General features: G+C 72.5%; 25 protein-coding genes, 1 tRNA gene and 1 pseudogene. 16 read left to right on the forward strand and 11 right to left on the reverse strand.

Annotated features, from left to right (window positions below):
* Window positions 1-250: 250 nt before the first annotated feature.
* From BUE43_RS03440 to BUE43_RS03450, 3 genes are read right to left on the reverse strand one after another with little or no spacing between them, the layout of a single operon-like run.
* Complete coding sequence (locus BUE43_RS03440; RefSeq protein WP_073479807.1) at window positions 251-1,399, reverse strand: acyltransferase family protein; 1,149 nt, start codon at window positions 1,397-1,399, stop codon at window positions 251-253.
* The gene (locus BUE43_RS03445) at window positions 1,396-2,487 is read right to left on the reverse strand and encodes a hypothetical protein (RefSeq protein WP_073479808.1); all 1,092 of its coding nucleotides are present in this window, start codon (window positions 2,485-2,487) and stop codon (window positions 1,396-1,398) included. Before BUE43_RS03445 ends, BUE43_RS03440 begins: the two co-directional genes overlap by 4 nt.
* Window positions 2,484-3,134, reverse strand: coding sequence for a hypothetical protein (locus BUE43_RS03450; RefSeq protein ID WP_143173921.1), 651 nt, complete (start codon window positions 3,132-3,134; stop codon window positions 2,484-2,486). Before BUE43_RS03450 ends, BUE43_RS03445 begins: the two co-directional genes overlap by 4 nt.
* Before the next feature lie 185 nt (window positions 3,135-3,319).
* Here BUE43_RS03450 and msrA point away from each other — a divergent pair, with 185 nt between their 5' ends.
* Both msrA and BUE43_RS03460 read left to right on the forward strand, forming a co-directional pair.
* A complete protein-coding gene (gene msrA, locus BUE43_RS03455; RefSeq protein WP_073479810.1) occupies window positions 3,320-3,991 on the forward strand; it encodes a peptide-methionine (S)-S-oxide reductase MsrA in 672 nt (223 codons plus the stop codon).
* A gap of 172 nt (window positions 3,992-4,163) precedes the next feature.
* A complete protein-coding gene (locus tag BUE43_RS03460) occupies window positions 4,164-4,487 on the forward strand; it encodes a hypothetical protein (RefSeq protein ID WP_200797346.1) in 324 nt (107 codons plus the stop codon).
* Between the two features lie 4 nt (window positions 4,488-4,491).
* Here the strand turns inward: BUE43_RS03460 and BUE43_RS03465 are convergent, their stop codons facing one another.
* The 3 genes from BUE43_RS03465 to BUE43_RS03475 all read right to left on the reverse strand — a co-directional run bounded on the left by BUE43_RS03465 (window position 4,492) and on the right by BUE43_RS03475 (window position 6,180).
* Complete coding sequence (locus tag BUE43_RS03465) at window positions 4,492-4,902, reverse strand: PPOX class F420-dependent oxidoreductase (protein WP_073479812.1); 411 nt, start codon at window positions 4,900-4,902, stop codon at window positions 4,492-4,494.
* A 79-nt stretch (window positions 4,903-4,981) separates the two neighbouring features.
* A tRNA-Gly gene (locus BUE43_RS03470) sits at window positions 4,982-5,057 on the reverse strand.
* 28 nt (window positions 5,058-5,085) lie between these two features.
* Window positions 5,086-6,180: an alpha/beta hydrolase gene (locus BUE43_RS03475; RefSeq protein WP_073479813.1), complete on the reverse strand. Its 1,095-nt coding sequence runs from the start codon at window positions 6,178-6,180 to the stop codon at window positions 5,086-5,088.
* A 265-nt stretch (window positions 6,181-6,445) separates the two neighbouring features.
* On the opposite strand from BUE43_RS03475, the gene BUE43_RS03480 reads away from it, so the two are divergent.
* Both BUE43_RS03480 and BUE43_RS03485 read left to right on the forward strand, forming a co-directional pair.
* Complete coding sequence (locus BUE43_RS03480; RefSeq protein WP_073479814.1) at window positions 6,446-6,889, forward strand: DUF983 domain-containing protein; 444 nt, start codon at window positions 6,446-6,448, stop codon at window positions 6,887-6,889.
* Window positions 6,890-7,227: 338 nt separating this feature from the next.
* Window positions 7,228-8,091, forward strand: coding sequence for an Fpg/Nei family DNA glycosylase (locus BUE43_RS03485; protein ID WP_073479815.1), 864 nt, complete (start codon window positions 7,228-7,230; stop codon window positions 8,089-8,091).
* A gap of 27 nt (window positions 8,092-8,118) precedes the next feature.
* Here BUE43_RS03485 and BUE43_RS03490 read toward each other — a convergent pair whose 3' ends face one another.
* The 3 genes from BUE43_RS03490 to BUE43_RS03500 are packed head-to-tail and all read right to left on the reverse strand — an operon-like array spanning window position 8,119 to window position 10,908.
* Window positions 8,119-8,745 (reverse strand): LutC/YkgG family protein, encoded by a 627-nt coding sequence (locus BUE43_RS03490; protein WP_073479816.1) that lies wholly within the window; start codon window positions 8,743-8,745, stop codon window positions 8,119-8,121.
* Window positions 8,738-10,168, reverse strand: a complete 1,431-nt coding sequence (locus BUE43_RS03495; protein ID WP_073479817.1) for a lactate utilization protein B — start codon at window positions 10,166-10,168, stop codon at window positions 8,738-8,740. Before BUE43_RS03495 ends, BUE43_RS03490 begins: the two co-directional genes overlap by 8 nt.
* A complete protein-coding gene (locus BUE43_RS03500) occupies window positions 10,150-10,908 on the reverse strand; it encodes a (Fe-S)-binding protein (RefSeq protein ID WP_073480245.1) in 759 nt (252 codons plus the stop codon). Before BUE43_RS03500 ends, BUE43_RS03495 begins: the two co-directional genes overlap by 19 nt.
* A 234-nt stretch (window positions 10,909-11,142) precedes the next feature.
* Here BUE43_RS03500 and BUE43_RS03505 point away from each other — a divergent pair, with 234 nt between their 5' ends.
* From BUE43_RS03505 to BUE43_RS03535, 7 genes and pseudogenes are all read left to right on the forward strand, one after another.
* Window positions 11,143-12,501 (forward strand): GAF domain-containing sensor histidine kinase, encoded by a 1,359-nt coding sequence (locus BUE43_RS03505; protein WP_073479818.1) that lies wholly within the window; start codon window positions 11,143-11,145, stop codon window positions 12,499-12,501.
* 167 nt (window positions 12,502-12,668) lie between these two features.
* Window positions 12,669-13,544 carry a S49 family peptidase gene (locus BUE43_RS03510; protein ID WP_073479819.1) on the forward strand — a complete coding sequence of 292 codons (876 nt, stop codon included), beginning with the start codon at window positions 12,669-12,671 and terminating at the stop codon, window positions 13,542-13,544.
* A gap of 514 nt (window positions 13,545-14,058) precedes the next feature.
* On the forward strand, window positions 14,059-14,895 hold the full coding sequence (locus tag BUE43_RS03515) for a LytR/AlgR family response regulator transcription factor (RefSeq protein WP_073479820.1): 837 nt from the start codon (window positions 14,059-14,061) through the stop codon (window positions 14,893-14,895).
* The gene (locus tag BUE43_RS03520) at window positions 14,892-15,314 is read left to right on the forward strand and encodes a DUF485 domain-containing protein (RefSeq protein WP_200797347.1); all 423 of its coding nucleotides are present in this window, start codon (window positions 14,892-14,894) and stop codon (window positions 15,312-15,314) included. The genes BUE43_RS03515 and BUE43_RS03520 overlap by 4 nt, the downstream gene beginning before the upstream one ends.
* A 9-nt stretch (window positions 15,315-15,323) precedes the next feature.
* Entirely contained in the window at window positions 15,324-17,102 is a 1,779-nt protein-coding gene (locus tag BUE43_RS03525) for a sodium/solute symporter (RefSeq protein ID WP_073479821.1), read from the forward strand.
* A gap of 285 nt (window positions 17,103-17,387) precedes the next feature.
* Window positions 17,388-17,837 carry a DUF485 domain-containing protein gene (locus BUE43_RS03530; protein ID WP_083959263.1) on the forward strand — a complete coding sequence of 150 codons (450 nt, stop codon included), beginning with the start codon at window positions 17,388-17,390 and terminating at the stop codon, window positions 17,835-17,837.
* A pseudogene (locus BUE43_RS03535) lies at window positions 17,834-19,437 on the forward strand (solute symporter family protein). The gene BUE43_RS03530 and the pseudogene BUE43_RS03535 overlap by 4 nt, the downstream one beginning before the upstream one ends.
* Here BUE43_RS03535 and BUE43_RS03540 read toward each other — a convergent pair.
* Window positions 19,427-20,413 carry a serine hydrolase gene (locus BUE43_RS03540; RefSeq protein ID WP_143173923.1) on the reverse strand — a complete coding sequence of 329 codons (987 nt, stop codon included), beginning with the start codon at window positions 20,411-20,413 and terminating at the stop codon, window positions 19,427-19,429. The pseudogene BUE43_RS03535 and the gene BUE43_RS03540 sit on opposite strands and share 11 nt — an antisense overlap.
* A gap of 168 nt (window positions 20,414-20,581) precedes the next feature.
* Here BUE43_RS03540 and BUE43_RS03545 point away from each other — a divergent pair, with 168 nt between their 5' ends.
* Genes BUE43_RS03545 through BUE43_RS03560 form a run of 4 tightly spaced genes read left to right on the forward strand, consistent with a single transcriptional unit; the run spans window position 20,582 to window position 23,357 of the window.
* Window positions 20,582-21,100, forward strand: a complete 519-nt coding sequence (locus BUE43_RS03545; RefSeq protein ID WP_073479822.1) for a SigE family RNA polymerase sigma factor — start codon at window positions 20,582-20,584, stop codon at window positions 21,098-21,100.
* 5 nt (window positions 21,101-21,105) lie between these two features.
* On the forward strand, window positions 21,106-22,050 hold the full coding sequence (locus BUE43_RS03550; protein WP_234995508.1) for a hypothetical protein: 945 nt from the start codon (window positions 21,106-21,108) through the stop codon (window positions 22,048-22,050).
* A 49-nt stretch (window positions 22,051-22,099) separates the two neighbouring features.
* Window positions 22,100-22,444, forward strand: a complete 345-nt coding sequence (locus tag BUE43_RS03555) for a rhodanese-like domain-containing protein (protein WP_073479824.1) — start codon at window positions 22,100-22,102, stop codon at window positions 22,442-22,444.
* 10 nt (window positions 22,445-22,454) lie between these two features.
* The gene (locus tag BUE43_RS03560) at window positions 22,455-23,357 is read left to right on the forward strand and encodes a DUF4328 domain-containing protein (protein WP_234995509.1); all 903 of its coding nucleotides are present in this window, start codon (window positions 22,455-22,457) and stop codon (window positions 23,355-23,357) included.
* A gap of 489 nt (window positions 23,358-23,846) precedes the next feature.
* Here the strand turns inward: BUE43_RS03560 and BUE43_RS03565 are convergent, their stop codons facing one another.
* Window positions 23,847-24,977, reverse strand: coding sequence for a cytochrome P450 (locus BUE43_RS03565; RefSeq protein ID WP_073480248.1), 1,131 nt, complete (start codon window positions 24,975-24,977; stop codon window positions 23,847-23,849).
* 226 nt (window positions 24,978-25,203) lie between these two features.
* Here BUE43_RS03565 and BUE43_RS03570 point away from each other — a divergent pair, with 226 nt between their 5' ends.
* Window positions 25,204-26,055 carry a glycerophosphodiester phosphodiesterase family protein gene (locus BUE43_RS03570; RefSeq protein WP_073479826.1) on the forward strand — a complete coding sequence of 284 codons (852 nt, stop codon included), beginning with the start codon at window positions 25,204-25,206 and terminating at the stop codon, window positions 26,053-26,055.
* Window positions 26,056-26,081: the final 26 nt, after the last annotated feature.

The raw sequence follows: 26,081 nt of genomic DNA on the forward strand, positions 1-26,081 counted from the left end.
TGGGGAGGTGCGCCGGCGGGCGCGCTGGGCAGGCCCGACCGCGGGATGACCTGTGTCCGGTCGGGGTCCGGGATGACAGGAGGTCGTGCGGAGAACGCCAGCGGTGCAACGGCTGGTCCGCCTCCCGAGACGCGCGCCAGAAGCTCGTCTCGTTGCCGTCGGTGTTCGTCCTCGGAAATGCTTCCCTCGGCCAGCGCGCTGTCCAGCCTTCGCAACTCATCCTGCCACTGCATGCGCAACTCCCGACGGGTCAGCGAGAACGGGGAACGGCCTCTGTCGCACGCGCTCGCCCCTGGTTCTCGCCGGGGCGGCGTCGACGTGGATTCGTCCGCGGCTCCAACCACTTTCGGTACCACTTGTTGATCGGCATCTCGACACAGCGGTACAGCAGTTCGGTTGCGACCCCGACTCCGACCAGTGCCACCAGCAGCGCGGCGACCCATCCGATCGAGGGAGAGAGTAGGGCCAGCAGGGGGTAGGCCGCGACCTTGTGGGCCAGATAGACCGAGTACGTGCGGCTGGACAGGGTTCGCACCCAGGGACGGGTGACGATCCGTCCTCGCGAGGGGCCCACCAGCAGCACGACGAGCATGACCAGCGCCACGATCCGCGGGTTGGCACTGCCGCCGGGAATCGTCTCGTTGGTCAACGTCGCGCGGACGAAGAGCAGGAAGTGCACCGCGCCGAGGCCGATCCCGGCCGCCGGTGCGAGCTGGCCGGACCGGACCAGTGAGACCAGCTGTCCGAGGAACATGACGGGGAGGAACGTGATGATGACCCGAAGTTGGTGCTCCGCCGGGGTGTCCTGGGTGTTGATGAGCGACAGCAGCACCGACACGGTGGTCGCGCCGATCGCCGGCGGGAGCCAGGGCCAACGGCGCAGCAGGGGAATCGTGGCCGCCACGAAGAAGTAGAAGGAGAACTGCACCGTCAACGACCAGGTGACATCGAGGACGACCGGTGTGTCGGGCAGGAAGTAGTTGACGAGAAACATGTTCGCCACCACGTCGGCCAGGTCGTAGTCCTCGCTGGTCATCAGCAGGCCAGCCGTCGCCAGGGGCCAGGCGGCGAGCACGGTGACGGCCAGGGCCGGGACGAGCCGGGCGGCCCGACGTCCGAGAAACTGCAGTGGGCGCTCGCGTAGCGCGACATGTGTCGTCACGATCCCGCTGACGATCAGGAACGTCGTGATACCGAGGTTCGCGAGATCCGGTTCCAGTCGCAACGGCCGGACCACCAGCGCGTTGACGGCGTCTCCCACCGGCCAGGGGTGGTGCGCGTGCAGCAGCCACCCCGTGAGGTGGATGTAGAGAACGCAGAACGCCGCGAGCACCCGCAGGAGGTCGAGACCGTGCAGGTAGCGATTGCCTTTCCGGGTTGACGAAGGAGCGCCGGTCACCGGCTGCCCCTCGGTCGAAGTGCAGACCTCGTCACGAAGTCACCGGCTTCCGTCGCGATGGCGACCGCGGAGGCGGCGGTGACAGCGGTCAGCGCCATGGGAAGTCGGGTGTGGAGCGCGTCGAGTACGGGGTAGCAGACAACCCCTGGGAGGAGCACCAGCCACTGGGCTCGGTCGGCGATCCACCGAACAACGCTGTTCCGCGCGACGCGGTCCGCCGTCCGGCCACTGGTCCGCACGGTGACGAGGAAGAGCAGCACGGCGAAGAGGAACGTCACCGGGTACCACCAGTGCCGGAGGGTCGCATGGGTGTTGGAGATGGCGGCGGACACGACCCAGGCCAGGAGACCGAGGGACGTCCCGAGGTACGAGCTGATCTCTCTGGCCCACACCTGGTAGGCGACCTGGCCGATCACGACGAGCGGGAGAAACGCCACGATCTCGGCGACCCGGTGCGTCGGGCCGGGAGAGACACCCAGCACACCGACGGTGGATACGGCCACGAGCTGGGCTGCCGGTGCCAACCAGACAACGCGACCGGTGCGGCGGCTGGCGGAGGCGAGGAGGGAGCCCGCGATCTGGACCAACACCAGCCACGCCAGCGGAAGCAGTGGTGCGGCCTGGGGAAGCACCTGGTCAGCCAAGGTCACCGCGCCCAGGGCGTGGAGGAGATCAGGTTGGGGAACGGTGTCGGGACGCGTGAGCACGTCCGCTCCGAAGGACAGCGCCCCGATGGCGACCACAGTTGCCACGACAACGGGGAGCCAGTGACCGAGCAGACGGCGGATGCGGTCCTTGGCGCATTCTCCGCGGGCGTGAGCGGCGGCCTCGTCCCAGCCGTGGGTGAGGAGCAGGAGACAGAGACCGAAGCCGCCGAAGTCCTCTCCGATCCCCAGCGCCCGGTTGAGCCACTCCCGAGCGGTGTCCACCAGCCAGAGCGGTTCCGCGTGTTCCGCCAGCCACAGACCGAGCAAGGAGTAGACGACCAGGGTCGTTCCCAGAGCGCGTAGCAGCAGGACGCCAGCGGGGGCGAGCGAACTGTCGAGAAGTCCCGACCGGGCGAGAACAGGGTGACGCCGCGCTCTCACGTGGCCACCGGCAGATTTCGTACCTGCTGTTCCAGAAGAGCGTTGAAGGCCGGGGTCACGTCGTTCGCGACGGGGCCGTAGCCCTCCACAGCGATGACCGCAGCGCCTGCCACGTAGAACGCGCGATAACTGATCGGCCCGCGCTTCCCCTGAGGCAGTGGTTGTTGTCGGACCCGGACCCCTTTCGGCGCGTCCTTCCGAAGTGTGAAACCGACCCGGTCGAACAGGCCGTCGAGATCATTGAGCAACCGCTGTGCGCTCTCGTGATCATCCGTGAGGAACAGATAGGTGCCTCTGGTGATTCGTTCGTCGCGCGTCGCCCAGGCCTCCACGTGATCCACTTTGTGGCGGTCGAGCAGTTCCTTCTCGACCGGGGCGACGACCTGGGAGTTGGCGGGTGCGGACAGTCGGCCGTTGACCGCGAGCACGAGCGGCCCGGGAGGCATCACCAGTGGCTTCCCCCGGGGCGGCGGCCCCGGCTGCCGCGGGTCCGGGGAGCCGAGCACGGGGCGCAGCTCGGCCATGGCCCTGGCCGACGGGTCGGTACCCCCGCCCCACCCCACCCAGGCGAGCAGGCCCAGCCCTCCGAGCAGGACGAGGGTGGTGGTTGCGGCGACCACACGACGGAGTTGGTCGCGGACGCTCATCATCCCCCCTGCGGCTGTACTGCGGCCTGCGATGCTCGCACTCCGCTCATCGTCAATTCGGGCATAGTGTCCAGGTTGTTACCCCAATGGGGGGATATCACTTCCGTGAACACCGTGCGCATTGATCAGGTAACAAGAGGTCGAATATTCACCGGCGCCCGCCGCGGCGGCTCTAGGCTGGCTGTATGACCTGGTTCGGACGGGACGTGACGGAGCTGGTCAGCGCCGAGACGGCGTTGCCCGGCAGGGCGGAGGCGGTCCGGGTCGCCGAGCGGCACGCGGTGTACCCGGAGCGGCGGATCGTGCCTCCTTTCCCGGAGGGCATGCGCACCGCGGTCTTCGGGCTCGGGTGTTTCTGGGGCGCGGAGCGCCGCTTCTGGCAGACGCCCGGCGTGTGGTCGACCGCGGTGGGCTACGCGGGTGGGCACACGCCGAACCCCACCTACGAGGAGGTGTGCGGCGGGCGGACCGGGCACGCCGAGGTCGTCCTCGTGGTCTTCGACCCCGCCAGGGTGTCCTACGAGGAGCTCCTGCGCGTGTTCTGGGAGGCGCACGACCCGACGCAGGGGATGCGCCAGGGCAACGACGTGGGCACCCAGTACCGGTCGGCGATCTACTACGCGGACGACGAGCAGCGTGCGGCCGCCGAGTCCAGCCGCGACGCCTACCAGCAGGCCCTCACCGCCGCCGGCCACCGCGAGATCACCACCGAGATCGCGCCGCTGCGCGACTTCTTCTACGCCGAGGACTACCACCAGCAGTACCTCTCGGACGCCAAGAACCCGCACGGGTACTGCGGCATCGGTGGCACTGGCGTCTCGTGCCCCGTCGGTCTGGGGGTCGCTGACAACGGCTGACCTGCCCGCTCGCCCGGTTCTCCGCACCTGCTCCTGATCGCGGAAGACCAGCGGTGGCCGCGGAAAGCACGTCGTGGTCCCTCGGCCGCATCGGTGGGCGCCGGCACCGGCCTCCGGGGCGCACTCAGGACCGGCCGAAGGACCGCGGCGGGCGTCAGGCACGATGGCCGCCGTGGAACGGCCCGAGCTGACAGTCCGCCCGGAGTGGGGGCAAACCGGCGACGTGTACTTCCCGGTCGCCGCCCTCGTCGAGGGCGAGTGGTGGGTGTTGCGGATCAACAACTTCCCCAACCACCCGCTCTGGACGCTGTTCGTCGGCGGCCGGCGCCGCTTCGACCTCAACGACGCTCCGGCCACCTGGGCGAACCCCGCCGGCCGCGACCACAAGAAGATGCCGGCCGACCTCGCGGCCGAGGCGCTCCGCCCGGTCCGGGACCTCGTCGCCTACGGGAGCGAGTACGGGCTTCCCTGCGAGGACCCGCGTTGCTGCGGGTGACCGCTCAGCCGCTGCGGTCGGGCCCGGCCCTGGTCAGGTCGATCCGCAGCAGCACGCGCCGCTCGGCCCGCATCGCCTCGCGGTACTCGTCCCAGTCGGGGTGCTCGCCGGAGATCCGGCGGTAGTAGTCCTCCAGGCCGGGGAGCGCCTCGGGGAGCGACACCACCGTCGCGACACCCTCCACCTGCGCCCACCGGCCGAAGAACCCGTCCGGCAGCACACAGATCCACACACGCGGGTCGCGCCGGATGTTGCGCACCTTGTAGGCCGCCTCCCGCGTGCTGACCACGAGTCGATCCCGGTCGTCGAGGGCGACCAGCACCGGGGACATCTGGGGTGTGCCGTCAGCGCGTGTCGTGGCGAGCACGGCGCGGTGCTGGGCGCGGACGAGGGCTCGGGCTGTGTCCAGATCCACAAGGCCATCCTGCCCCCGGGCGGTGAACGGCGCCGGAAAACCAGAAGTGGGAAGGCGACTGGGTCGCCTTCCCACTTTTTGGAGCGGACGACGGGACTCGAACCCGCGACCCTCACCTTGGCAAGGTGATGCGCTACCAACTGCGCTACGTCCGCCAGCGCCTTCCGGCGTGCGGGGACTACTTTAGCGGACGTCTCGGCGAACTCCGAATCGCCCCCCTCCGAGGGCCAGTCCGGTGCGGAGCGCGCCCACCGCCTCCACCATCGCGTCGCGGGCGTTGGGGTCGACACCGAGCGTGTTGGCGAACCCGTGGAACAACCCCCTGTGCCTGCGCACGACCGCGGGGACGCCGGCCTCGCGGAGGCGCTCCGCGAACTCCTCGCCCTCGTCGCGCAGGGGGTCGAACCCGGCGGTGGCGACGTAGGTCGGGGGGAGGCCGCTCAGGTCGTCGGCCAGGAGCGGGGACAGCCGGGGGTCCGACAGGGCGGAGCGGTCCGGCGCGTAGTGCTCCAGGAACCAGGTGATCTGCCGTTCGCCGAGGAAGAAGCCCTCGGCGAAGAGCCGGCGGGACGGACGGACGCGGGTGGCGTCGAGCGCGGGGTAGAGCAGGAGGAGGAACGCGGGACGCGGGCCCTCGGACCGGCTGGTCAGGACGCTGATCGCGGCCGAGAGGTTGCCGCCGGCGCTGTCGCCGCCCACGGCCACGGCGTCGGGGTCCGCCCCCCACTCCTCGGCGTGGTCGACCGCGTGGCGGAAGGCGGCCTCCGCGTCCTCCACGGCGGCCGGGAAGCGGTGCTCGGGGGCCATGCGGTAGTCGACCGCCAGGACCCGGAGTTCACCGTGCTCGGCCAGGAAGCGGCACACCACGTCGTGACTGTCCAGGTCGCCGACCACCCAACCTCCGCCGTGGAAGAACACGAGCAGGGGCGACCCCGTCGGCAGGTCGGCCGGCTCGTAGAGCGCGGCACCGATCGGACCGCGCGGGCCGGGGATGGTGAGCTCCCGGCGGCGTGTGGAGCTCCGCCAGGCCGCGTTCAGCATCTGGGTGAGGTGGCCGAAGTCGGTGCGGGCCAGGGGAGCGGGCCGGGTGGCCTCGAACCCGGTGTTCATGAGCCACTGGAGGCGCAGGACGAGCTGCGCGCTGGGCGCCATGACCTGACCGTCGACCCGGATGGGACGGCCGGCCAGCAGGCGCAGCAGGGGCACCGGGAGGTTCAGGAGGCCGCGCGTCGCCAATGCGCGCCACCGGGCCGGGATCACGTTCAGCGGAAGGTGCATGCCCCGTGAAGTTACTGGCAAGTAGGGTAACTGTCGTCAAGCTTTCGTGTCGGCTCCGTCACCCCGCCGACTGGCCCATGATCGGCGAACGGCACAATTCCGGAGATCGCCTGCTGCTCAGGGCCCGCCTCGGCGGAGGTTAGGTGGACACGACATTCACCCACGCGGAGCATCGCGTGCGAGGTACCGTTGACTCACGCTCGGTGACCGGTCGGGGCGGATGCGTGACCGTCCGCCTCACCCGGGTCTGGTCGAGGAGGCGGCGATGACTCGGCTGGTGCGTGGTGCGGACGGTCGGATGTGGACCGTGCGCACCCGGATGGAGTGGAGCAACCCGGCCACCGCCGACGACTTCGAGCACGACGTGAGCGGTGGGCAGGCGCCCGGCGTCATCATGGCCGTCCTGCTCGGTCTGCTGGTCGTGGCGCTGGTGTGGTGGACGCCCGCCTCGGTGATGGTGCCCGCGTGGCTGATCCTCGCGTTGACCCTGGTCGTCGGCTTCTTCCCGGCCCGGTGGGCGCTGCGGCGGCCGTGGACGGTGGTGGCGGAGACGCCGGGCAACCTGGAGGACCGCCCCGCCGAGCGGTGGGTCGGCCAGGTGCGCGGTGTGCTCAGGGTGCGCCAGGAGGTCAGCCGGATCGCCCGCAACATCGAGGTGTTCGCGACCCCGGACCGGGACGGCGTGGGGCCGCTGCAACCGGTGGAGTGAGCGCCGGGTGGCTTTCCCCTCCGTCAGGTGATCTCCAGCCTTGCCCTGCGGCGGTCTGACTACTTCCTGGTTATGTGTCGCACGATTGGGTGAAGCCCCTCGGTGTGGGCTCCCCGTCCTGGGTGGGGTGTAGTCGGTTTTTCGCTGCTCTCCGCGGTTACCCACATCACCCTGAGTTGTCCACAGGCTGGTGGTGGACGGTGGGGCCGTGGGCCCGCGCTCGATAGGCTGGTGCAGGGGTCGCCCCCCAGGGTGGGTGGGGGCTGTCCCGAGAGCGGAGAGGCAGAGCGCCGCCTCGGGCTCTGCTGGGGTGGGGGACGTGCTGCCACACTGGGCGGGTGCCTGAACTTCCCGAGGTGGAGGCGTTGGCGCACCACCTCCGCGAGCACGCCGTCGGTCGTGCTGTCGCCCGGGTCGACGTGGTCTCGCTCAGCGTCCTCAAGACCGTCGACCCGCCACCGCCGGCCCTCGTCGGCCGCCAGGTCACCGGCGCCACCCGGCACGGCAAGCACCTCGACGTCGACTGCGACGGACTGCACCTCGTCGCCCACCTGTCGCGGGCCGGCTGGCTCCGGTGGCTCGACACCACCGCCGCGATGCCGCCCCGCCCCGGCAGGGGGCCGCTCGCGCTGCGTGTGCACCTCGGGCCGCCCGGCGAGGGACCCGGGTTCGACCTCACCGAGGCCGGCACCCAGAAACGCCTCGCCGTGTGGATCGTCCACGACCCCGCCGAGGTGCCCGGCGTCGCCCGGCTCGGCCCGGACGCGCTCGCCCTGTCCCGCGACGAGCTGGCCGAGCTGCTGGCCGGCCGCACCGAGCGGCTCAAGACCGCGCTCACCGACCAGTCCCTGGTCGCCGGCGTCGGCAACGCCTACTCCGACGAGATCCTGCACACCGCCCGGCTCTCGCCGTACGCGACCGCCGGCCGCCTCGACGACGACGCCCTCGACCGGCTCCACGGCGCGCTGCTCGAAGTGCTGACCGGCGCGGTCGACCGATCTGTCGGCCAGCACGCCGCGCGCCTGAAGGGTGAGAAGCGGTCCGGGCTGCGGGTGCACGGGCGCACCGGCCTGCCCTGCCCCGTCTGCGGCGACACCGTGCGGGAGGTGTCCTTCGCCGACCGCTCCCTCCAGTACTGCCCCACCTGCCAGACGGGCGGCCGTCCCCTGGCCGACCGCCGCATGTCCCGGTTGCTGAGGTGACGGTTGCTGAGGTGACGGCCGCGCCGGTCAGCTGACGATGAGCACCTCCAGCGCGCGCGGCCCGTGCACGCCCTCCACCCGGTCCAGCTCGATGTCGCTGGTGGCCGACGGCCCGCTGACGAACGTGAGGGGGCGGACCGGGTCGAGTCGGGCCAGCGCCTCGGGAACCGTGCCGACGACCTGGTCCGCGCGCACCACGCACAGGTGGTAGTCCGGAACCAGGGTGAGCGCCCGGCGGCCCTGGGTCGCCCCGGCGTCGAGCACCACGGTGCCCGTCTCGGCGATCGCCACCGCGCAGCCGGTGAGCACCCCGTCGGCGCGGTCGAGCTGCTCGACGGTCAGCGGGGGGTCGTCGAGGTGCCACTCCACGTCCGGCACCCGCCACTCCTCCGGCAGGTCCGTCGGCCCCAGCATGATCCGCACGCGGCGGCGGGTCAGCAGCGTGCCGACCGCGTCGGGCAGGTCGGCTGAGGCGACCCGCCGCACCACGGCCCGGTAGCCGGCGACCCGCCGGGCCAGCAGCTCCACGACGTCGCGGTGCTCCCGGCGGGCGTCGTAGTCCCGGGGGATGCGGACCCGGGGGCGGTCCGGCCCGATGGCCGCCCTGATCCGCCCCAGCACCTCGGAGCGCGCGGACGCGTGCGGGTCAGCCACGGGTGCGCCTCCACCAGGCCCGGAACGACTCGCGGGGCGGCGCGGGCACGTCCCGCGCCGAGGTCCAGCGCGAGCCCGGCCACGGCAGGCGGCTGATCCGCCCCTGCCGGGCCAGCAGCCGGGCCAGCGAGCCGGCGCGTTGCGCTGCCTCGAACCGCCGGGGGTCCCGCATGATCCAGCCGAGCGCCGCCATCGCGGCGGCCTCCGGCGACGCCCCGCTCTTCGCGGCGACGACCTTCGACCGCAGGTGCACCAGGACCCGGGGGATGTCGATGCGCACCGGGCAGACCTCGAAACAGGCGCCGCACAGCGAGGACGCGTAGGGCAGCGACGCCTGCTGCGGGTCGGAGAGGTCGCCGAGGAGCTGCGGGGTGAGGATCGCGCCGATCGGCCCCGGGTACACCGAGCCGTACGCCTGGCCGCCGGTCCGCTCGTAGACCGGGCACGAGTTCAGGCAGGCCGAGCAGCGGATGCAGCGCAACGCCTGCCGGCCGACCTCGTCGGCGAGCGCGTCCGTGCGGCCGTTGTCCAGGAGCACCAGGTGGAAGTGGCGCGGGCCGTCGCCCGGCGTCACCCCCGTCCACACCGAGGTGTAGGGGTTCATCCGCTCCGCCGTGGACGAGCGGGGGAGGAGCTGGAGGAGGACCTCCAGGTCCCGCCAACTGGGCACCACCTTCTCGATGCCCATCACGGTGATCAGCGTTTCCGGCAGGGTCAGGCACATCCGCCCGTTGCCCTCGGACTCGACGACCACCACCGAGCCGGTGTCGGCGACCGCGAAGTTGGCCCCGGAGACCGCCACCCGCGCGGACAGGAACTTCAGCCGCAGGTGGTGCCGGGCCGCGTCGGCGAGTTCCCGGGGGTCGTCGGTCAGCCCGGGCGAGGCCGACGGCATCTCCCTGCGGAAGATCTCCCGGATCTCCGCGCGGTTGCGGTGGATCGCCGGAACCAGGATGTGCGAGGGGCGGTCGCGGCCGAGCTGCACGATCAGCTCGGCGAGGTCGGTCTCGACCGGCCGGACCCCGCCGGCCAGCAGCGCCTCGTTGAGGCCGATCTCCGCGGTGGCCATCGACTTCACCTTGACGACCTCGTCCGCGCCGGCCGCCCGCACCAGCCGCAGGACGATCGCGTTGGCCTCGTCGGCGTCCCTGGCCCAGTGCACCACGCCGCCCCGCGCGGTCACCGCCGCCTCCAGGCGCTCCAGGTGGACGTCGAGGTTGGCCAGCGCGCTGTCCTTGATCGCCGCGCCCGCCGCGCGCAGCCGCTCCCAGTCGGCCAGCTCGGCGACCGCGGCCGCGCGCTTGTCGCGGATGGTGTGGGTGGCCTTGCGGAGGTTGCGCCGGAGCTGGGTGTCGCCGAGCGCGGCGCGGGCCGCCTTCGGGAAGGTCGGGGTGCCCAGCCACGTCACGCCGGTGCCGGCCACGGCTCCTCCTCGGTGCTCGCCAGGATCTCCGCCAGGTGCACCGGGCGCACGCCCACCCGCATCCGGGACAGCCCCCCGCCGATGTGCATCAGGCACGAGTTGTCACCCGCCGTCAGCACCTCCGCCCGGGTCTCCGCCACGCACCGCATCTTGTCGGCCAGCATCGCGGTCGACACCTCGGCGTTCTTCACCGCGAAGGTGCCGCCGAACCCGCAGCACGTCTCGGCCTCGGGCAGGTCGATGAGGTCCAGGCCGCGCACCGCGGACAGCAGGCGCAACGGGCGGTCGCCGACCCCGATCATCCGCAGCGAGTGGCACGTCGGGTGGTAGGTGACCCGGTGCGGGAAGTACGCGCCGACGTCGGTCACGCCGAGGACGTCGACCAGGAACTCCGAGAGCTCGTAGGTGTTCCTGGCCGCGGCGTTGCGCGGGGGGGAGGTCGTGACGAGTTCCGGGTGGAACTCCCGCACCATCCCCGCGCAGGACCCGGAGGGCGCCACCACGGCGTCGTACCCGGCGAAGATCGCCGCGTACCGCTCGGCCAGCTGGGCGGCCTCGGCGCGGTAGCCGGTGTTCAGGTGCATCTGGCCGCAGCAGGTCTGGTCGAGGGGGAACTCGACGCGGCAGCCCAACCGCTCCAGGAGGCGGGTCGCGGCGATGGCGGTGGTCGGGAACAACGTGTCGGTCAGGCAGGTCGCGAACAGCGCGACCCGCACCGAGCTCGATCCCCGCGTCGACACCCTGATCACCCTGCCGGCCCGGATTGCCGCTGTCCAGGCCGACATCGGATGACCCGACCCCCGGCGCGCGGCCCGGCCCGGCCCCTCCACCGGACCCGGCCCCTCTCCAAGACCAAGATGTCGTCACCGGGGCCGGACCGCGACAGCTTGTGCTCACAACTTTCACCCGATCGGATCACGTGAGGTTGCTGCCGACGGTTGCCCCGGGCCCCCGCCGCCCCCCAGCATGGTCGCGTGCGCGAGCTGCTCATCGAGCAAACGACGCCCACCCTGCTCGCCACCGTCGCGGTGCTCGGCCTGTTCCTCATGTTGTGCCGGGCCCGCAGGGTGAGCACCTCGGTGGAGAACGCCACGCTGGACGCGCTGCACCGGGTCTCCCGGGCCGCGCCGGCGTTGCAGGACGGGTTGACCGTGTCCACGGCGGAGGCGGCCGCGCCGCACCTGCGGGAGCTGCTGGCCTGCGTCGCGGTCGCGCTGAGCGACGACCAGGGCCAGCTCCTGGCGTGGGACGGGGAGGCGAACCACCACTACGCCGACCTGACCGAGTCGTTCGTCAAGGTGCTCGCGACCGGCAAGCGGGAGCTGATCGACCACACCGAGCTGGGGTGCGAGATCCCCCGCTGCCCCATGCGGCACGCGGTCGTCGTGCCGCTGCTCGTCGAGGGCAGGCCGACCGGCGCGCTGACGATCGTGGCCTCCACCAACGGGAAGCGGCTGTGGCGCGCCGCGGAGGAGGCCGGCGCCTACGTGTCGATCCAGCTCTCCCTCGCCGAGTTCCAGGAGTCCCGGGCCCAGCTGGCGATGGCCGAGGTCAAGGCGCTGCGCGCGCAGATCTCGCCGCACTTCCTCTACAACGCGCTCACGACGATCGGCTCGCTGGTGCGCACCGACCCGCAGCAGGCGCGGGAGCTGCTGCTCGACTTCGCCGACTTCACGAGGTACTCCTTCCGCACGGCCGGGGAGTACACGACGTTGGCCGACGAGCTGCACAACATCGAGCGCTACCTGACCCTGGAGCAGGCCCGCTTCGGCGAGGACCGGCTGCGGATCGAGCTGCAGATCTCGCCGGAGGTGCTGCCGGTCTCCCTGCCCTTCCTCGCGTTGCAGCCGCTGGTGGAGAACGCGGTGCGGCACGGCCTGGCGAGCAAGCGGGAGGGCGGCACCATCAAGGTCGTCGCGGCGGACGCCGGCGCCGAGGCGGTGATCAGCGTCGACGACGACGGCGTCGGCATGGACCCCGACCGGTTGCGCGAGGAGCTCTCCGACGCCCACCTCACCGGCGCGCACGTCGGCCTCGGCAACATCAACGCGCGGCTCATGTCGGCGTTCGGCAAGGACTACGGCCTGATCGTGGAGACCAACTTCGGCGCGGGCACCAAGGTCATCATGCGGGTGCCGAAGTTCCGGCCCGGCGTGCACGCGCAGCCGCCGGCCTGGCAGATCCTCGAGGACGGCGACGACCGGTACGACCCGTTCGGCGACTACCGGGAGCGGTCGGGCGCGGCGTTCGACGACGCCGAACTCCCGGTTCCGGCCCAGCCCAAGCTCCGGGTGGTGGCCTCCCCGGAGCAGTCCCGCGTCGGGTCGCCCTGACCCGTCCCACCGGCCGGTTCCACCGATCCGTTCCACCGACCCGTCTTCGTTGGCCTGTCCCGTTGGCCCGGACCCGGGGCGGCGGACGGCGCACGCCTCGTCCGCCGCGCCTGGCTGTGTGCCCCCGACGTCGGTGCGCCTCGCCGGCAGGTCCGTAATGTGGGCACATGAACGTCGCGGAGCGGTTGGCCTCACGGTTGCCTGGACGACTCGGCGAGCGGGCGGAACGCCCGGTGGTGGCGGTGGTCCGCCTGCACGGCGTGATCACCCCGACGCCGTCCCCCGTGGCCAGGGCCACGATCAACACCCACGCGCTGGAGACCGCGCTGACCAGGGCCTTCGGTCACGAGCGGCTGGCGGCGGTCGCGTTGGAGGTCAACTCGCCCGGCGGCGCCCCCACCCAGTCCGCGTTGATCGCCGACCGCGTGCGCGGGCTGGCGGCGAAGAAGAACGTCCCGGTGCTGGCGTTCTGCGAGGACGTGGCCGCGTCCGGCGGCTACTGGCTGGCCTGCGCGGCGGACGAGATCTACGCGCACGCGACCTCGCTGGTCGGCTCGATCGGGGTGATCAGCGCCGGGTTCGGCCTCGCCGGGCTGCTGGAGCGGTTCGGCGTCGAACGGCGGTTGCACAGCGCAGGGGAGCACAAGGCACGCCTCGACCCGTTCCAGCCGGAGAAGGCCGAGGACGTCGCGTGGCTGAAGGCCATGCAGACCGAGCTGCACGCGCAGTTCGCCGACTGGGTGCGGGAGCGGCGCGCGGGCCGGTTGCGCGGCGAGGAGGCCGAGCTCTTCTCCGGCGAGGTGTGGACCGGGGCGAAGGCGGTCGAGCTCGGGCTGGTGGACGGGCTCGGCACCCTGCGCGGGGTGGTGGGCGAGCGGTGGCCGGACGCCACCGTCGCGGTCGCCGAGCCGCGCAAGCCGTTGCTGGCGAGGCTGGGCCTGGGCGGCGCCGCCGCCCGGTTCGGCGCGACTCCCGCCGACGGGATGCTCGGCGCGGTCGAGGCGCTGGAGCACCGCGCCGTCTGGTCCCGGTTCGGGCTGTAGCGCCTGGTGCGGCCGCCCTGCCGGGAGGGTGGGGCGGCCCGCGGCCACGCCTGCCAGTGCCCACTTCCCCGTCTCCGGCGCGTCTCCGGGCTCGCGTTGGTCACTGCCCGTCTCGGCGAACACGACGTTCTCTCACCTGCGCGGGGTCGTGCCGCACGTGCGAGAGGTCCGCGCCTTAGTCCACAGTGGACTCAAGGTTGCCTTCCGCTCCCCGTTCGGGGTGGCCGGCGACCCGCCGCCGCGCCTGGCCCGGGCTCGTCGGCGGTGGGTGCGCCGCTCTTTCGGTGGGTGCTGCCGAATGGACGCGTGACCGGCGCGGCTCCCGCTCGTTGCTCCGAATGAGTGCGTGATCAACTAGGCGGTGCCCCGCATGCCGGGCGGGTGGGGGCGCAGGCCATAGTGGATCACCTGCTCCGGCGGAGGGCGGCGCGGAACGCTCCACACCGTCACTCCGACGGGCGGTCACGTCACCGTGGACAGCCAGCCAGGCGGATCGGCAGGATAGGGCGTCGCAGTGAGTACCCACACGAGCACGAGTGCGCATCCGGGCGCCGACGGCCTCGTCGTCCTGGCCGTGGACGACGAGCCCCGCAACCTGGAGGAGATCACCTACCTGCTCGGGAACAACCCGAGGGTGAAGCGGGTGCTCACCGCGTTCGACGCGGCCGAGGCGCTGCGGATGATCCGCGGTGGCTCCGACTCGGTCCGGCCCCCGGTGCGCAGCGTGGCCTGCCCGGTGGACGCCGTGTTCGCCGACATCTCGATGCCCGGCCTCTCCGGGATGGAGCTCGGCCAGGTGCTGGAGGCGTTCCGGGAGCCGCCCGCGCTGGTGTTCGTGACCGGCTACCCGGAGCAGGCCGCGCGGGCGTACGAACTGGGCGCCCTCGACTACATCCTCAAGCCGCCCAGGGCCGACCGGGTGGAACGCGTTCTCCGGCTGATCCAGAAGGTGCGCGGCGCGCAGTCCCCCACCGCCGAGGAGAACCGGGACGAGGAGGTCATCCCGGTCGAGCTGGCCGGGACGACCAAGCTCGTGCCGCGCTCCACCGTGCAGTGGGTGGAGGCGCAGGGCGACTACGCCCGGCTGTGGACCACCGAGGGCAGCCACCTCGTGCGCATCCCGCTGGCGCAGCTGGAGGAGCGGTGGGCCGACGCGGGGTTCGTCCGCATCCACCGCTCCTACCTGGTGGCCCTGCCGTTGATCAGCGAGCTGCAGATGGGCTCGTCCGGCTACCAGGTGGTGATCGGGCGCGGCGAGGGCGCCAAGACGCTGCCGGTCAGCCGCCGCCACACCAGGGACCTCAAGGACCGCCTGGTCAGGGCGCCCAAGAACAACTGGGGATCGAGATGAGCCGGCACGACGCCTCGGGCCCGATCCCGCCCGAGCGGGCCGACCAGTGGACGGCGGCGGCGAAACGCCGTCGGCGCGTCCGGGTCGTGCTCGCCGACCGCGCCCCGCTCCGCGTGGTCCGCCCCCCCGCCCCGGTCGAGGAGCAGGCGACGGTGGGCGAGAAGCTGGTCAGGGAGCTGGTCCGGTCCCAGCTCAGGATGGCGCTGCGGCTGGCCGGCCTGACCGTGGTGCTGTTGGCCGGATTACCGGCGTTCTTCCTGTTCGCGCCGGAGGTCTCCAACCGCGCGGTGCTCGGGGTCCCGTTGCCGTGGCTGATCCTCGGCGTCCTGGCCTACCCGGTGCTCGTCGGCGTCGGCCACGTGCACAACCGGCTCGCGGAGCGCAACGAACGGGACTTCGTCACCATGCTCGACAACTGAGAGCCTGCGATGGGGCTGGACGTCTGGGCGTTGACCGGGATCGCCGCGGTCGCGGTGCTCACCTTCGGCCTCGGCGCGTGGGGCGCGCGGCGGGCCCGCACGACGTCCGACTTCCTCGTCGCCGGCCGGGTCGTCTCGGCGCGGACCAACGCCGCGGCGATCGCCGGCGAGTACCTGTCGGCCGCGTCGTTCCTCGGGGTGGCCGGGCTGGTGATGCGCGACGGCGCCGACGCGCTCTGGTACCCGGTCGGCTTCACCGCCGGCTACCTGGCGTTGCTGTTGTTCGTCGCCGCGCCGCTGCGCCGGTCCGGCGCCTACACGTTGCCCGACTTCGCCGAGGCCCGCCTCGGCTCGGTGGGCCTGCGGCGGCTGGCCACGATCTTCGTGGCGTTGATCGGGTGGCTCTACCTCGTCCCGCAGCTGCAGGGCGCGGGGCTCACCCTGAGCACGGTCACCCACCTGCCGCCGTGGTCCGGCGCGTTGCTGGTGGCCGGGCTCGTGGTGGTGAACATCCTGTTCGGGGGGATGCGGGCGGTCACGCTGGTCCAGGCGGTCCAGTACTGGATCAAACTCACCGCGATCGGGCTGCCGGCCTTCTTCCTCTGCCTCGCCTTCCTCGGCGACCGCGCTCCGGCGCAGCCCGCCCTGACCGACCCGCTGCCGCCGGTCTTCACCACCGACACCACCGTCGAGGTGCGCACGAGCGTGCTGCTCACCGTCGCGGAGCCGGTGCGGCTGGAGGCGAGGGGGAGGGTCAACCGGCAGGCCGCGAACGGTCCCGTGTACTGGGGGCCGGGCACCCAGGAGGTGACCGCCGGCACCCAGCTCCGGTTCCCCGCTGGCGCGCCGGTGCCGGTCGTGATCGGGTCGCCGCCCGACAACGCGAGCTGGCTCCGACCGCTCTACGGCGACGAGTGGCCGCTGTTCCGCACCTACTCGCTGATCTTCGCGACGTTCCTGGGCACGATGGGCCTGCCGCACGTGCTGGTCCGCTTCTACACCAACCCGGACGGGCGGCAGGCCAGGCAGACCACCCTGTTCGTGCTGGTGCTGCTCGGGCTGTTCTACCTGTTCCCGACGATCATCGGGGCGCTGTCCCGGCTGTACGTGCCGAAGTTGCTGGTCACCGGCACCACCGACGCGGCGGTGCTGTTGCTGCCGACGGCGGTGCTGGACAACTGCTTCGGCCGGCTGCTGGCCGCGCTCACCACCGCGGGCGCGTTCGCCGCGTTCCTGTCCACCTCGGCCGGGCTGGTGATGAGCGTGGCCGGGGTGTTGTCGACCGACGTGCTTCGGGGCCGGGTGCGGGACATCCGCGTTGGCACGGTGATCGCCGGCCTGGTGCCGTTGACCGCCACCGTGATCGCCGGCTCGCTGGACGTCTCGCAGAGCGTGGGGCTGGCCTTCGCCACCGCCGCCTCCACCTTCTGCCCGTTGCTCGTGCTGGGGATCTGGTGGCGGGGGCTGACCGCCCCGGGCGCCGCGGTCGGCCTGGTGGTGGGCGGTGGGCTCGCGTTGTTCTCCACCGTGGCGACCGTGGTGGCGGCCACCGACGGCGGCTGGGCGGGGCCGTTGCTCACCCAGCCCGCCGCGGTCACCGTGCCCGCCGCGTTCCTCACCATGGTGGTGGTCAGCAAGATCACCCGGCGGCGGGTGCCGCCGGACGTCTCCCGCACGATGCTGCGGATGCACGCCCCGGACCGGCTGGGCTTCGGGCAGGACCGCGACGTCCCGCGGGGCGACGTGGCGGAGCGGGCCAGGATCGCGGAGGGCCGAGGGGCGCGGTGACCCCGCCGCGCGGGCCGTACGCGGTCGCGCGCCGACGGACACCGCCGAACGGGGCCGATCACCGGTGACAGCGCGTGGATGGCCGGGCTGAACGGGTGAGGCCGCGCCGGGCAAACGGCCCAACCCACGCCACGGTCCGTTCGTCGTGCTGGGCGGACCGTTCGCCGATTCGGCCGACCCGGGTGGCAATTGCCCCCCAATCGGAGGCTTACGGGGTGAGCTGCGTCTCCTTACGGTCTCGCGAGACCTCTTTCCTGACGAGGCACGCGGCTCTGGGAGGCCGGAGTGAGCATGACTGAACGCCCCAGCGGGCAACCGTCCGACGCCGGGACCTGGCTGGCGGTCCAGTCCGGAGCGCAGTTCCGCGAACTGCGACGAAGACTGCGGCGCTTCGTCTTCCCGATGACGGCCCTGTTCCTCGCCTGGTACCTGCTGTACGTGCTGCTGGCCGACTACGCGCACGAGTTCATGAGCACCAGGGTGGTGGGCAACGTCAACGTCGGCCTGGTGCTCGGGCTGCTGCAGTTCGTCTCCACGTTCGCGATCACCATGCTCTACGTGCGGCACGCCGGCCGTCGGCTGGACCCGCTGGCCGCCGAGATCCGGGAGCGGGTCGAGGCCGGCGGGGAGCCGGCACCCCCACCCGGTTCGACCCAGCCCGGTTCGACTCAGCCCGGTCCGACCCAGCCCGGTCCGACCCAGCCCCGCCCGACCGACGGAGGGGCGACGCGATGACGTTGGCGCAGGCGGGCGGCAACCCCGCGCTCAACATCGGGATCTTCGCCCTCTTCGTGGCCATCACGATGGTGATCGTGTTCCGGGCCAGCCGGAACACCAGGACCGCCGCCGACTACTACGCGGCGGGGCACGCGTTCACCGGCCCGCAGAACGGCATCGCCATCTCCGGCGACTACCTGTCGGCCGCCTCGTTCCTCGGCATCGCCGGCGCCATCGCGATCAACGGCTACGACGGGTTCCTCTACTCGATCGGGTTCCTGGTGGCGTGGCTCGTGGCGTTGCTGCTGGTCGCGGAGCTGTTGCGCAACACCGGCCGATACACGATGGCCGACGTGCTCAGCTTCCGGATGCGGCAGAAGCCCGTCCGGATGGCCGCCGCCATCTCCACGCTGGCGGTGTCGTTCTTCTACCTGCTCGCCCAGATGGCCGGGGCCGGCGGCCTGATCGCGTTGCTGCTCGGGGTGACCAGCCGGACCGGCCAGGCCGTGGTGATCGCGGTCGTCGGCCTGCTGATGATCCTGTACGTGCTGGTCGGCGGGATGCGCGGCACCACGTGGGTGCAGATCATCAAGGCGGTGCTGCTGGTCTCCGGCGCGGCCGTGATGACGGTCTGGGTGCTGGGCCGGTTCGGCCTCAACCTGTCCGGGCTGCTCGGCGCGGCGGTGGAGCGCGGGGGACCGGAGGGCGCCGCCCTGCTCGACCCCGGCAAACAGTACGGGCTGAGCGGGTTGACCCGGCTGGACTTCCTGTCGCTGGCACTGGCCCTGGTGCTGGGCACCGCCGGGCTGCCGCACATCCTCATGCGCTTCTACACCGTGCCCACGGCGCGGGAGGCCCGCCGCTCGGTGGTGTGGGCGATCTGGCTGATCGGGCTGTTCTACCTGTTCACGCTGGTGCTCGGGTACGGAGCCGCCGCGCTGGTCGGGCCGGAGGCGATCCGCGCCGCGCCCGGCGGCGTCAACTCGGCGGCGCCCCTGCTCGCCGCGGAGCTGGGCGGGCCGTTGCTGCTCGGGCTCATCGCCGCGGTCGCGTTCGCCACGATCCTGGCGGTGGTCGCCGGGCTGACCATCACCGCGTCCGCGTCGTTCGCCCACGACATCTATGCCAACGTGATCAAGGACGGCGCCGCCGACGACCGCGCCCAGGAGGTCAGGGTGGCCAGGGTGACGGCGGTGGTGATCGGCCTGGTCTCGATCCTGGGCGGCATCGTGGCCAACGGCCAGAACGTCGCGTTCCTGGTGGCGTTGGCGTTCGCGGTGGCCGCTTCGGCGAACCTGCCGACCATCCTGTACTCGCTGTTCTGGCGCAGGTTCAACACCTCCGGCGCGCTGTGGAGCATCTACGGCGGGCTGGCGGTGACCGTGCTGCTGATCGTCTTCTCACCGGCCGTGTCCGGCAACGCCAGGGCGATGTTCCCCGGCGCGGACTTCGACTTCTTCCCGCTGTCCAACCCGGGCATCGTCTCGATCCCGCTGTCGTTCCTGTTCGGCTTCCTGGGCACCGTCCTGGCCAGGGAACCGGCCGACCCCGCCCGGTACGCCGGATGGAGGTCCGCGCGCTGACCGGCGCCGGCGCGGAGAAGGCGGTCACTCACTAGCCGCCGGCCGCAGCAGGGGCGCCAGGGCCGTGGTGGCCTCGGTCGTCACCGCCCTGGCCCGGGCGTAGTTCCTGGTCGGCGAGTGCGAGCTGAGCACGACCACGATGTACCGGTCACCCTGGCCGACCACACCACTCGTGTGCAGCACCCGGTCCGGCAGGCAGCACGCCCAACCCTGCTTGATCCCCCAGGGCTGGGCGCCAGCGGCGCGGGGGATGCCGAAGTGCTGGTCGAAGCCGTCCGCGGCGCGCGCCGGGGCCGCCCGCAGGGCGCGCAGCAGGAGGTCCCGGTGGTGCGCCGGGGCCTTGTCGAGCACGTAGCGGTAGAGCACCACCATGTCGTTCGCCGTGATGATCGTGTCGCCCCAGCGGTTGGCGTCCTTCGGCGGACGGGTGCTCGCCATCCCGACCCGGGCCGCCACCCGGCGCACGATCTCCGCCCCGCCGTACTGCGACCACAGGGTGTTCGCGATCCCGTCGTCACTGCGCGCGATCATCTGGTGGAGTTGGTCGCCCTGCGCGCTGCCGAGCGCGGCCTGCTTCTGGTGGAGCACCTCCAGCGCGATCATCAGCTTCACCAGCGAGGCCGAGGTGAACCTGCGGTCGGCGCCGTGCCGCGCGGTGAACGCTCCCTGGTGCCGGTCGTAGACGGCGATGCCCAGGGTCGTCCCGGGCGCGGCCGCCCTGGCCGCGTTGACGGCCTGGTCGGCCGACACGGGCGCTTGCTTGGTGTCCGGATGATCAGTGTCCCCGGGCCGCGCGGGATCTGCCTGAGGCGCGGCGCTCGGCGCGTTCGAGGTCGCGCCGCCTCCCGGCGCGGGGGTCGGCTGGTCGGGCTCCAGCGAGGCGCCCAGGTTGCTTCCCGCGAGCGTCAGCGTGCCGGTCGCGCTCGCCGTGCCCGACACCGTGATGGTCACCAGGGACGCCACCAGCGCGCCGGCGACCAACCCCGCCAACAACAGTCGTGTGTCACCCACGCCTTTTCTCAGGCCAAAACCACCCGAAAGGATGAGTGCGTGCGCGCGCAACTTTTTGTGTTCCCGCACGTCACGCGCGCGCGGAGCGGGTGATCTGCCTCATGCAACCTCCCGGGCGGCTCGCGCGTAGAGGGCCTGTACGCGGTGCAGCGCTGGGGGAGGGCCGAGGTGGCCGGACGGGACGCCGAGTTCGGCGACTACTTCGCGGCTCGGTTCGACAGCGCTCGTCGAACCGCGTACGCGATGTGCGGCGACTGGGGAGAGGCGGAGGAACTCGCGCAGAGCGCCTTCGTCAAGGTCTACGCCCGCTGGCGGCGAATTCGCGAGGACAGCGCCGACGCCTACGTGCGCAAGGTCCTCATCCACGAGTTCCTGAACACCCGTCGACGCAGGCGGGCCAGGGAACGGGCGGTCGCCGAGCTCCCGGAGCGGGCCGACGCGAACGTCGCCGAACTGTTCCGCTCGGCGGAGAGCCGGGGACCGCTGCTGGCGGCGCTGCGCCGGCTGCCCGACCGCCAACGCGCGGTGGTGGTGTTGCGGTTCGTGCAGGACCTCTCCCTGGAGCAGGTGGCGGACGCGATGGGCTGCTCGGTCGGAACCGTGAAGAGCCAGGCGTCCCGCGGGCTGGCGCAGTTGCGCGAGGCGTACGCCGCGCTCGGCGGCGAGGACAGGCGAACGGTGGGGTGATGGAGATGCGGGACGAGGACCGCGAGGTGGTGGCGCGGCTGCGGGACCTCGCCTCCGGGCCGGCTCCAGGGGTGCGCACGGGTCTGGCCGAGGTGGTGGCCAGGGGGCGGCGGAGGCTGCTGTGGTCCAGGGCCGGCAGCGCGCTCGGCGCCGTGGTGGTCGTGGGCGCGCTGGGCGCAGCGGCCATCGGCTGGGGAGCTGACGACCTCGCCCGGCCACTGCCGCCCGCGGGAGGGTCCGCCAGCACGACGTCCGTCCCCGCGTTCGCTTGGCCCCGCGTCGACCTGCCGCCGCGAACGCCGTACGGAACCTGGTCGCCCGGGTGGACGGCGCCGCCCCCGCCCGACCGACCACTCGTCACCCGGGCGTGGTGTTCGAGCGACGAACGCGACGAGATCCGGCCCTTCGTCGGCTCCCGGCCGGTCGACGACCGCGAGCTGCGGGCGTTCATGGCGTCGACGCGCGCGGCGGCCGGCCCGGTCCGGGTGTCCGAACCGTCGCGCTGGGACAGCAAGGAGAGTCCCGGGTCGCTCAAACAACCGTCGTTCCGCTTCGAGGTCGACCTGACGGACGAGAAGGGCACGGGCAGCCTGGCCGTCGAGGCGTCGCGGCTGGAGGAGAGCCCGGAGCGCGCCGCCGACCGGCACGCGTTCAGCTACCGCAACTGCCAGCCGCCCCACCGCAAGGTGCTCCCCGACGGAACGGTCCTGCAGATGTACGAGGTCGTGCCCTCGGAGCCGTTCCAGTCGCTGGTGCAGAAGGCCGCCGTGTACCGGCCCGACGGCACGTTGTTCACCCTCTCGCTGCAGAACTGGGGCAGCCCGGACGTCCGTCCCGACCGCCGGACCCCGGGCGCGGTCGATCGGTTCGGGCCCGGCCGGGCCACGCTCCCGCTCGGCGAGGCCCAGCTCGCCGCGGTCGCCGAGGGGCTGGCCCGCCGGCTGGGATAGGAAGGCTCACGCCGCCGCTACGGGCGGACGTGGCAGCATCGGGGGTGTGATGCCGATCCAGGTGCCGGAAGTGGCGGTCGACGAGGTTCCGGTGGAGCCCACCGGGGGCCAGGTGCTGCTCGACGTCCGCGAGGACGACGAGTGGCGGGCGGGGCACGCCCCGAACGCGGTGCACATCCCGATGGGCGAGCTGATGGCGCGGCTCGGGGAGCTGCCCGAGGACGCCGACGTCTTCGTGGTGTGCCGCACCGGCGGGCGCTCGGCGCGGGTCACCGCCTACCTGAACGAGAACGGGTGGGACGCGGTGAACGTGGCCGGCGGCATGAAGGCGTGGGCCGCCACGGGCCGGCCGGTCGTCGGCGACCTCGCCGACACCGAGCCGCACATCCTGTAGGCCGGGCCGGGTGCGACCGGGACAGCCGTGGCAGGTGGAGTGGATCGCCACTCCGCCGGCCCCGCTGCACCCCCGACAGCCGGCGCGGGTCCGGCGGCCCTACACCGGCCCGCCCTCCTACCCGGCCGTGCCGCGGTGGGGCTTCCCGCTCCTGGCGTGGCGGCGGCCGACGGCGCTCCCGGGCCGGGGCTCGGCCGCGGTCGGCCCCGTCGAGCGGGTCCGCGCGCTCGTGCGGCTGGCGGTTCCGCTGGTGTGGCTGACGGCGGGTGGGGCCGGGCTCGGCGCGCTCGCCGAGCTGTGGCGGTACGTGCTGCTGGTGATGAGCCGCGAGAGCATGCTCTCCGCGGGCGTGGTGCGCACCGCCGAGGTGCTCGCCCAGCTCGCCGGCGTGCTGGCCCTGCTGACCGGCGCGCTGTCCGCGGTGGCACTGGTGTTGTGGCTGCTCCGGGCGCGTGAGGCGGCCTCGGCCGCGGCTGGCGTGCGTCCGGCGCGGCCGACGTGGCAGGTGCTCGTCGGCCTGCTGACGCCCGGGCTCAACCTGGTGCAGGCCGGGCAGTTGCTCACCGAGGTGGAGCACACGGCGCTGCGGCTGCCCCCTGGCCGCCGGCCCCGGCCGTCGCCGCTGCTCACCCGGTGGTGGGTGGCGTGGGCGGCCAACGGAGCTCTGGCGGCGGCCACTGTGCTGTGGGGCCTGCGGAGCAGCCTGCAGGCGCAGGCCGACACCGTGTTGCTGCACGCCCTGACCGACGCGGCGGCAGTGGTCACCGCGGTGTTCACGGTGCGCGTCGTCCGGATGGTGACCGACCTGCTCGTGCCCCCGAACCCCACCGGTCTGTCCCGGCAGCAGGTCGTGCGGGTGGTCGACGCGGAGGAGCCGCCGTTGCGCCCGCCGCACCCGTCGTCCCGGCGCTGAGCGGTCCTGTCCCGGAGTCGCGGTCCTGTCCCGGAGTCGTCGCGCCGCCCGCCGCCACCACTCCTCCGGACAGCCCCCTCCCTCCCGGGGGGGCGTCCCCCTACAAGCCTATCGAGGAAAAACACGGCGCGAAATGCGTGGGCTCCGTCCTGTGGACAAAGTGCGAGAGCCTGTGGATAACCGGACGGATTTCACCTGGGCGACGGAAGGGAATCACCCGCTTGGGTCTCTGACCTGCGAAACTGTGGACAACTCCAGCCGCAGGAGGATTAATCACTTGACATCAGGGCGGTGCCGAACGCGCCGAGACTGGCCCGGAGAGACCAGCACACACGATTGACGGACCGTCCAGCGCCGCCGTTACAGAAAATCGTGGCCGCGCATTCACGCGAAGTCGCGAAAACTCCCACGGCGGTGTGAATCGGGTAGCCCGAGAACCGCCGCGGCGCCACCTCTCCGACAACGCTCCGCAAGCCACGAGCGAACGGCTCAGCCGCTGGTTACCGGCAGGTCGTGCAGTCCGCGGATGACGAACTCGGCCCGCCGCGCCGGCTCCGCCGCGAGCGACAGCCGCGGCAGCCGCCGGACCAGCGCGCTGAGCGTCGCCTGGATCTCGATCCGGGCCAGCGGAGCGCCGAGGCAGTAGTGGATGCCGACGCCGAAGCCGAGGTGCGGGTTGGTGGTCCGGCCGATGTCGAACCGGTCCGGTTCCTCGAACACCTCGGGGTCCCGCGCGGCGGCGCCGAGCAGGGCGGCGATCTTGTCTCCCTCGCGGACGCGGAACCCGGCGATCTCGACGTCCGCCGTGGCGGTGCGCTCGAACAACTGCAGCGGCGAGTCGTACCGGATCAGCTCCTCGGCCGCGGTCGCCAGCAGCCCCCGGTCGGCGACCAGCCGCTCCCACTGGTCCCGGTGCCGCATCAGCGCCAGCGTCCCGTTGCCGATCACGTTGACCGTGGCCTCGTGCCCGGCCATCAGCAGCAGCACGGCGGTGGCCACCAGCTCGTCCTCGGTGAGCTTCGCGCCGTCGGCGTCGGTCACCGCGACGAGGTCGCTCACCAGGTCCTCACCCGGCTGCCGCCGCCGCAACGCGACCAGCTCGCGCAGGTAGGCCACGAACTCGGTGGCCGCCAGCTCCGCCTCCGCCCTGCGCCGCGGGTCCAGGTCGTACTCGTACATCTTCACGATCGCGTTCGACCACGGCTGGAGCAGACCGCGGTCGGCGTCCGGCACCCCGAGCAGCTCGGCGATCACCTGCACCGGCAGCGGCGCCGCGACGTGCTCCAGCAGGTCGGCCGAGCCGGCGGCGGCGATCCGGTCCGCGAGGCCGGCCACCAGGTCGTCGGCCAGCCGCTCCACCCACGGGCGCATCCGCTCGACGTGCCCGCGCCCGAAGGCCGCCGCCACCAGCCGGCGCAGCCGGGTGTGGGTGGGCGGCTCGTTCTCCAGCAGCGAGTTGCGGTGCAGCAGGTTGAACGAGGCGAACTGGTCGACCGGTCGGGCGTCGGTCCAGATCCGGCCCAGCGAGCGGTGGCGCAGCACCGCCGAGCACGCGGCGTGGGACACCGCGACGCCCAGCCCCAGCCCGTCGTGCTGGTGCACCTCGGCCCGCGCGCGCATCCGGGCGAACACCGGATACGGGTCGGCCACGAAGTCCGGATCGGTAGGGTCGAAGGGGACCCGGTCGGCGCTGACTCCGCTCACTGGCGCATGGCTCACCGCCGCACGGTAACTCGAACGGCCCAGTCGGTGGGTTGCGCCTCGATAACCCCGAGCCGGCCCCCGAACGGTTGAACGCCACCCGCCCACCACGCCCACCCCAACCGGATGGCCCATCGTGAGATCCGTGCCGCCCGTCCCCCGCGGCGTTCAGGTCGTCGCGCACCGCGGAGCCTCGGCGCACCGCGCCGAACACACGTTGGCGGCCTACCTGCTCGCGCTCGAACAGGGCGCGGACGGACTGGAGTGCGACGTCCGGCTCTCCCGGGACGGCCACCTGGTGTGCGTGCACGACCGCCGCGTCGACCGCACCTCCGACGGGCGGGGCGTGGTCAGCGCGCTCCCGCTGTCCCGGCTGAGCGAGTGGGACTACGGGCACTGGCACGACGAGCTGCCCGACTCGGCCGACGACCTGGTGCGGCAACGGGTCGCGGTGCCCTCCGCCCAACGCCCGCACCGGGGGCTGCTCACCCTCGACGCGCTGCTCGCGTTGCTGGTCGACGCGGCGAGCCCGGTGCGGCTGTTCGTCGAGACCAAGCACCCGACCCGCTACGGGGGGCTGGTCGAGGCCAAGCTCGTCGCGATGCTCGCGCGCTACGGGCTGGCCCGGCCGGCGAGCCGCGAGGAGTCGCCCGTGGTGGTCATGTCCTTCTCCTCCCGGGCGGTTCGCCGGGTGCGGGAGCACGCGCCGAACCTGCCGACGGTGCTGTTGCTGGCCCGCCTGTCGTCGGCACGCGGGGACGGGTCGCTGCCCCCGTGGGCCGACATCACCGGCCCGGGCGTGCACCTGCTCCGACGGAACCCCGGGTACGTGGCCCGCGCGGCGGAGCGCGGGCACGCGACCTACTGCTGGACCGTCGACGATCCGGCCGACGTGGCGTTGTGCCAGCGACTGGGCGTCCGCTACCTGGCCACGAACGCGCCCGCCGCCACCCGGTCCGCACTCACTGATCGGGTTTCGGCTACCGTCGCGCGGTGACGTGGTGAACGGTGGTTCACCACGTC

The sequence above is a fragment of the Streptoalloteichus hindustanus genome (assembly GCF_900129375.1).
Lineage (GTDB): Bacteria > Actinomycetota > Actinomycetes > Mycobacteriales > Pseudonocardiaceae > Streptoalloteichus > Streptoalloteichus hindustanus.

Bases quoted from the DNA above. Each gene is read 5' to 3' on its own strand.
- msrA (WP_073479810.1), top strand. From the start codon at position 3,320: ATGACCTGGTTCGGACGGGACGTGACGGAGCTGGTCAGCGCCGAGACG.
- BUE43_RS03555 (WP_073479824.1), top strand. From the start codon at position 22,100: ATGCCGATCCAGGTGCCGGAAGTGGCGGTCGACGAGGTTCCGGTGGAG.
- BUE43_RS03550 (WP_234995508.1), top strand. From the start codon at position 21,106: ATGCGGGACGAGGACCGCGAGGTGGTGGCGCGGCTGCGGGACCTCGCC.
- BUE43_RS03450 (WP_143173921.1), bottom strand. From the start codon at position 3,134: ATGAGCGTCCGCGACCAACTCCGTCGTGTGGTCGCCGCAACCACCACC.
- BUE43_RS03475 (WP_073479813.1), bottom strand. From the start codon at position 6,180: ATGCACCTTCCGCTGAACGTGATCCCGGCCCGGTGGCGCGCATTGGCG.
- BUE43_RS03520 (WP_200797347.1), top strand. From the start codon at position 14,892: ATGAGCCGGCACGACGCCTCGGGCCCGATCCCGCCCGAGCGGGCCGAC.
- BUE43_RS03480 (WP_073479814.1), top strand. From the start codon at position 6,446: ATGACTCGGCTGGTGCGTGGTGCGGACGGTCGGATGTGGACCGTGCGC.
- BUE43_RS03510 (WP_073479819.1), top strand. From the start codon at position 12,669: ATGAACGTCGCGGAGCGGTTGGCCTCACGGTTGCCTGGACGACTCGGC.
- BUE43_RS03565 (WP_073480248.1), bottom strand. From the start codon at position 24,977: ATGCGCGCGCGGGCCGAGGTGCACCAGCACGACGGGCTGGGGCTGGGC.
- BUE43_RS03525 (WP_073479821.1), top strand. From the start codon at position 15,324: ATGGGGCTGGACGTCTGGGCGTTGACCGGGATCGCCGCGGTCGCGGTG.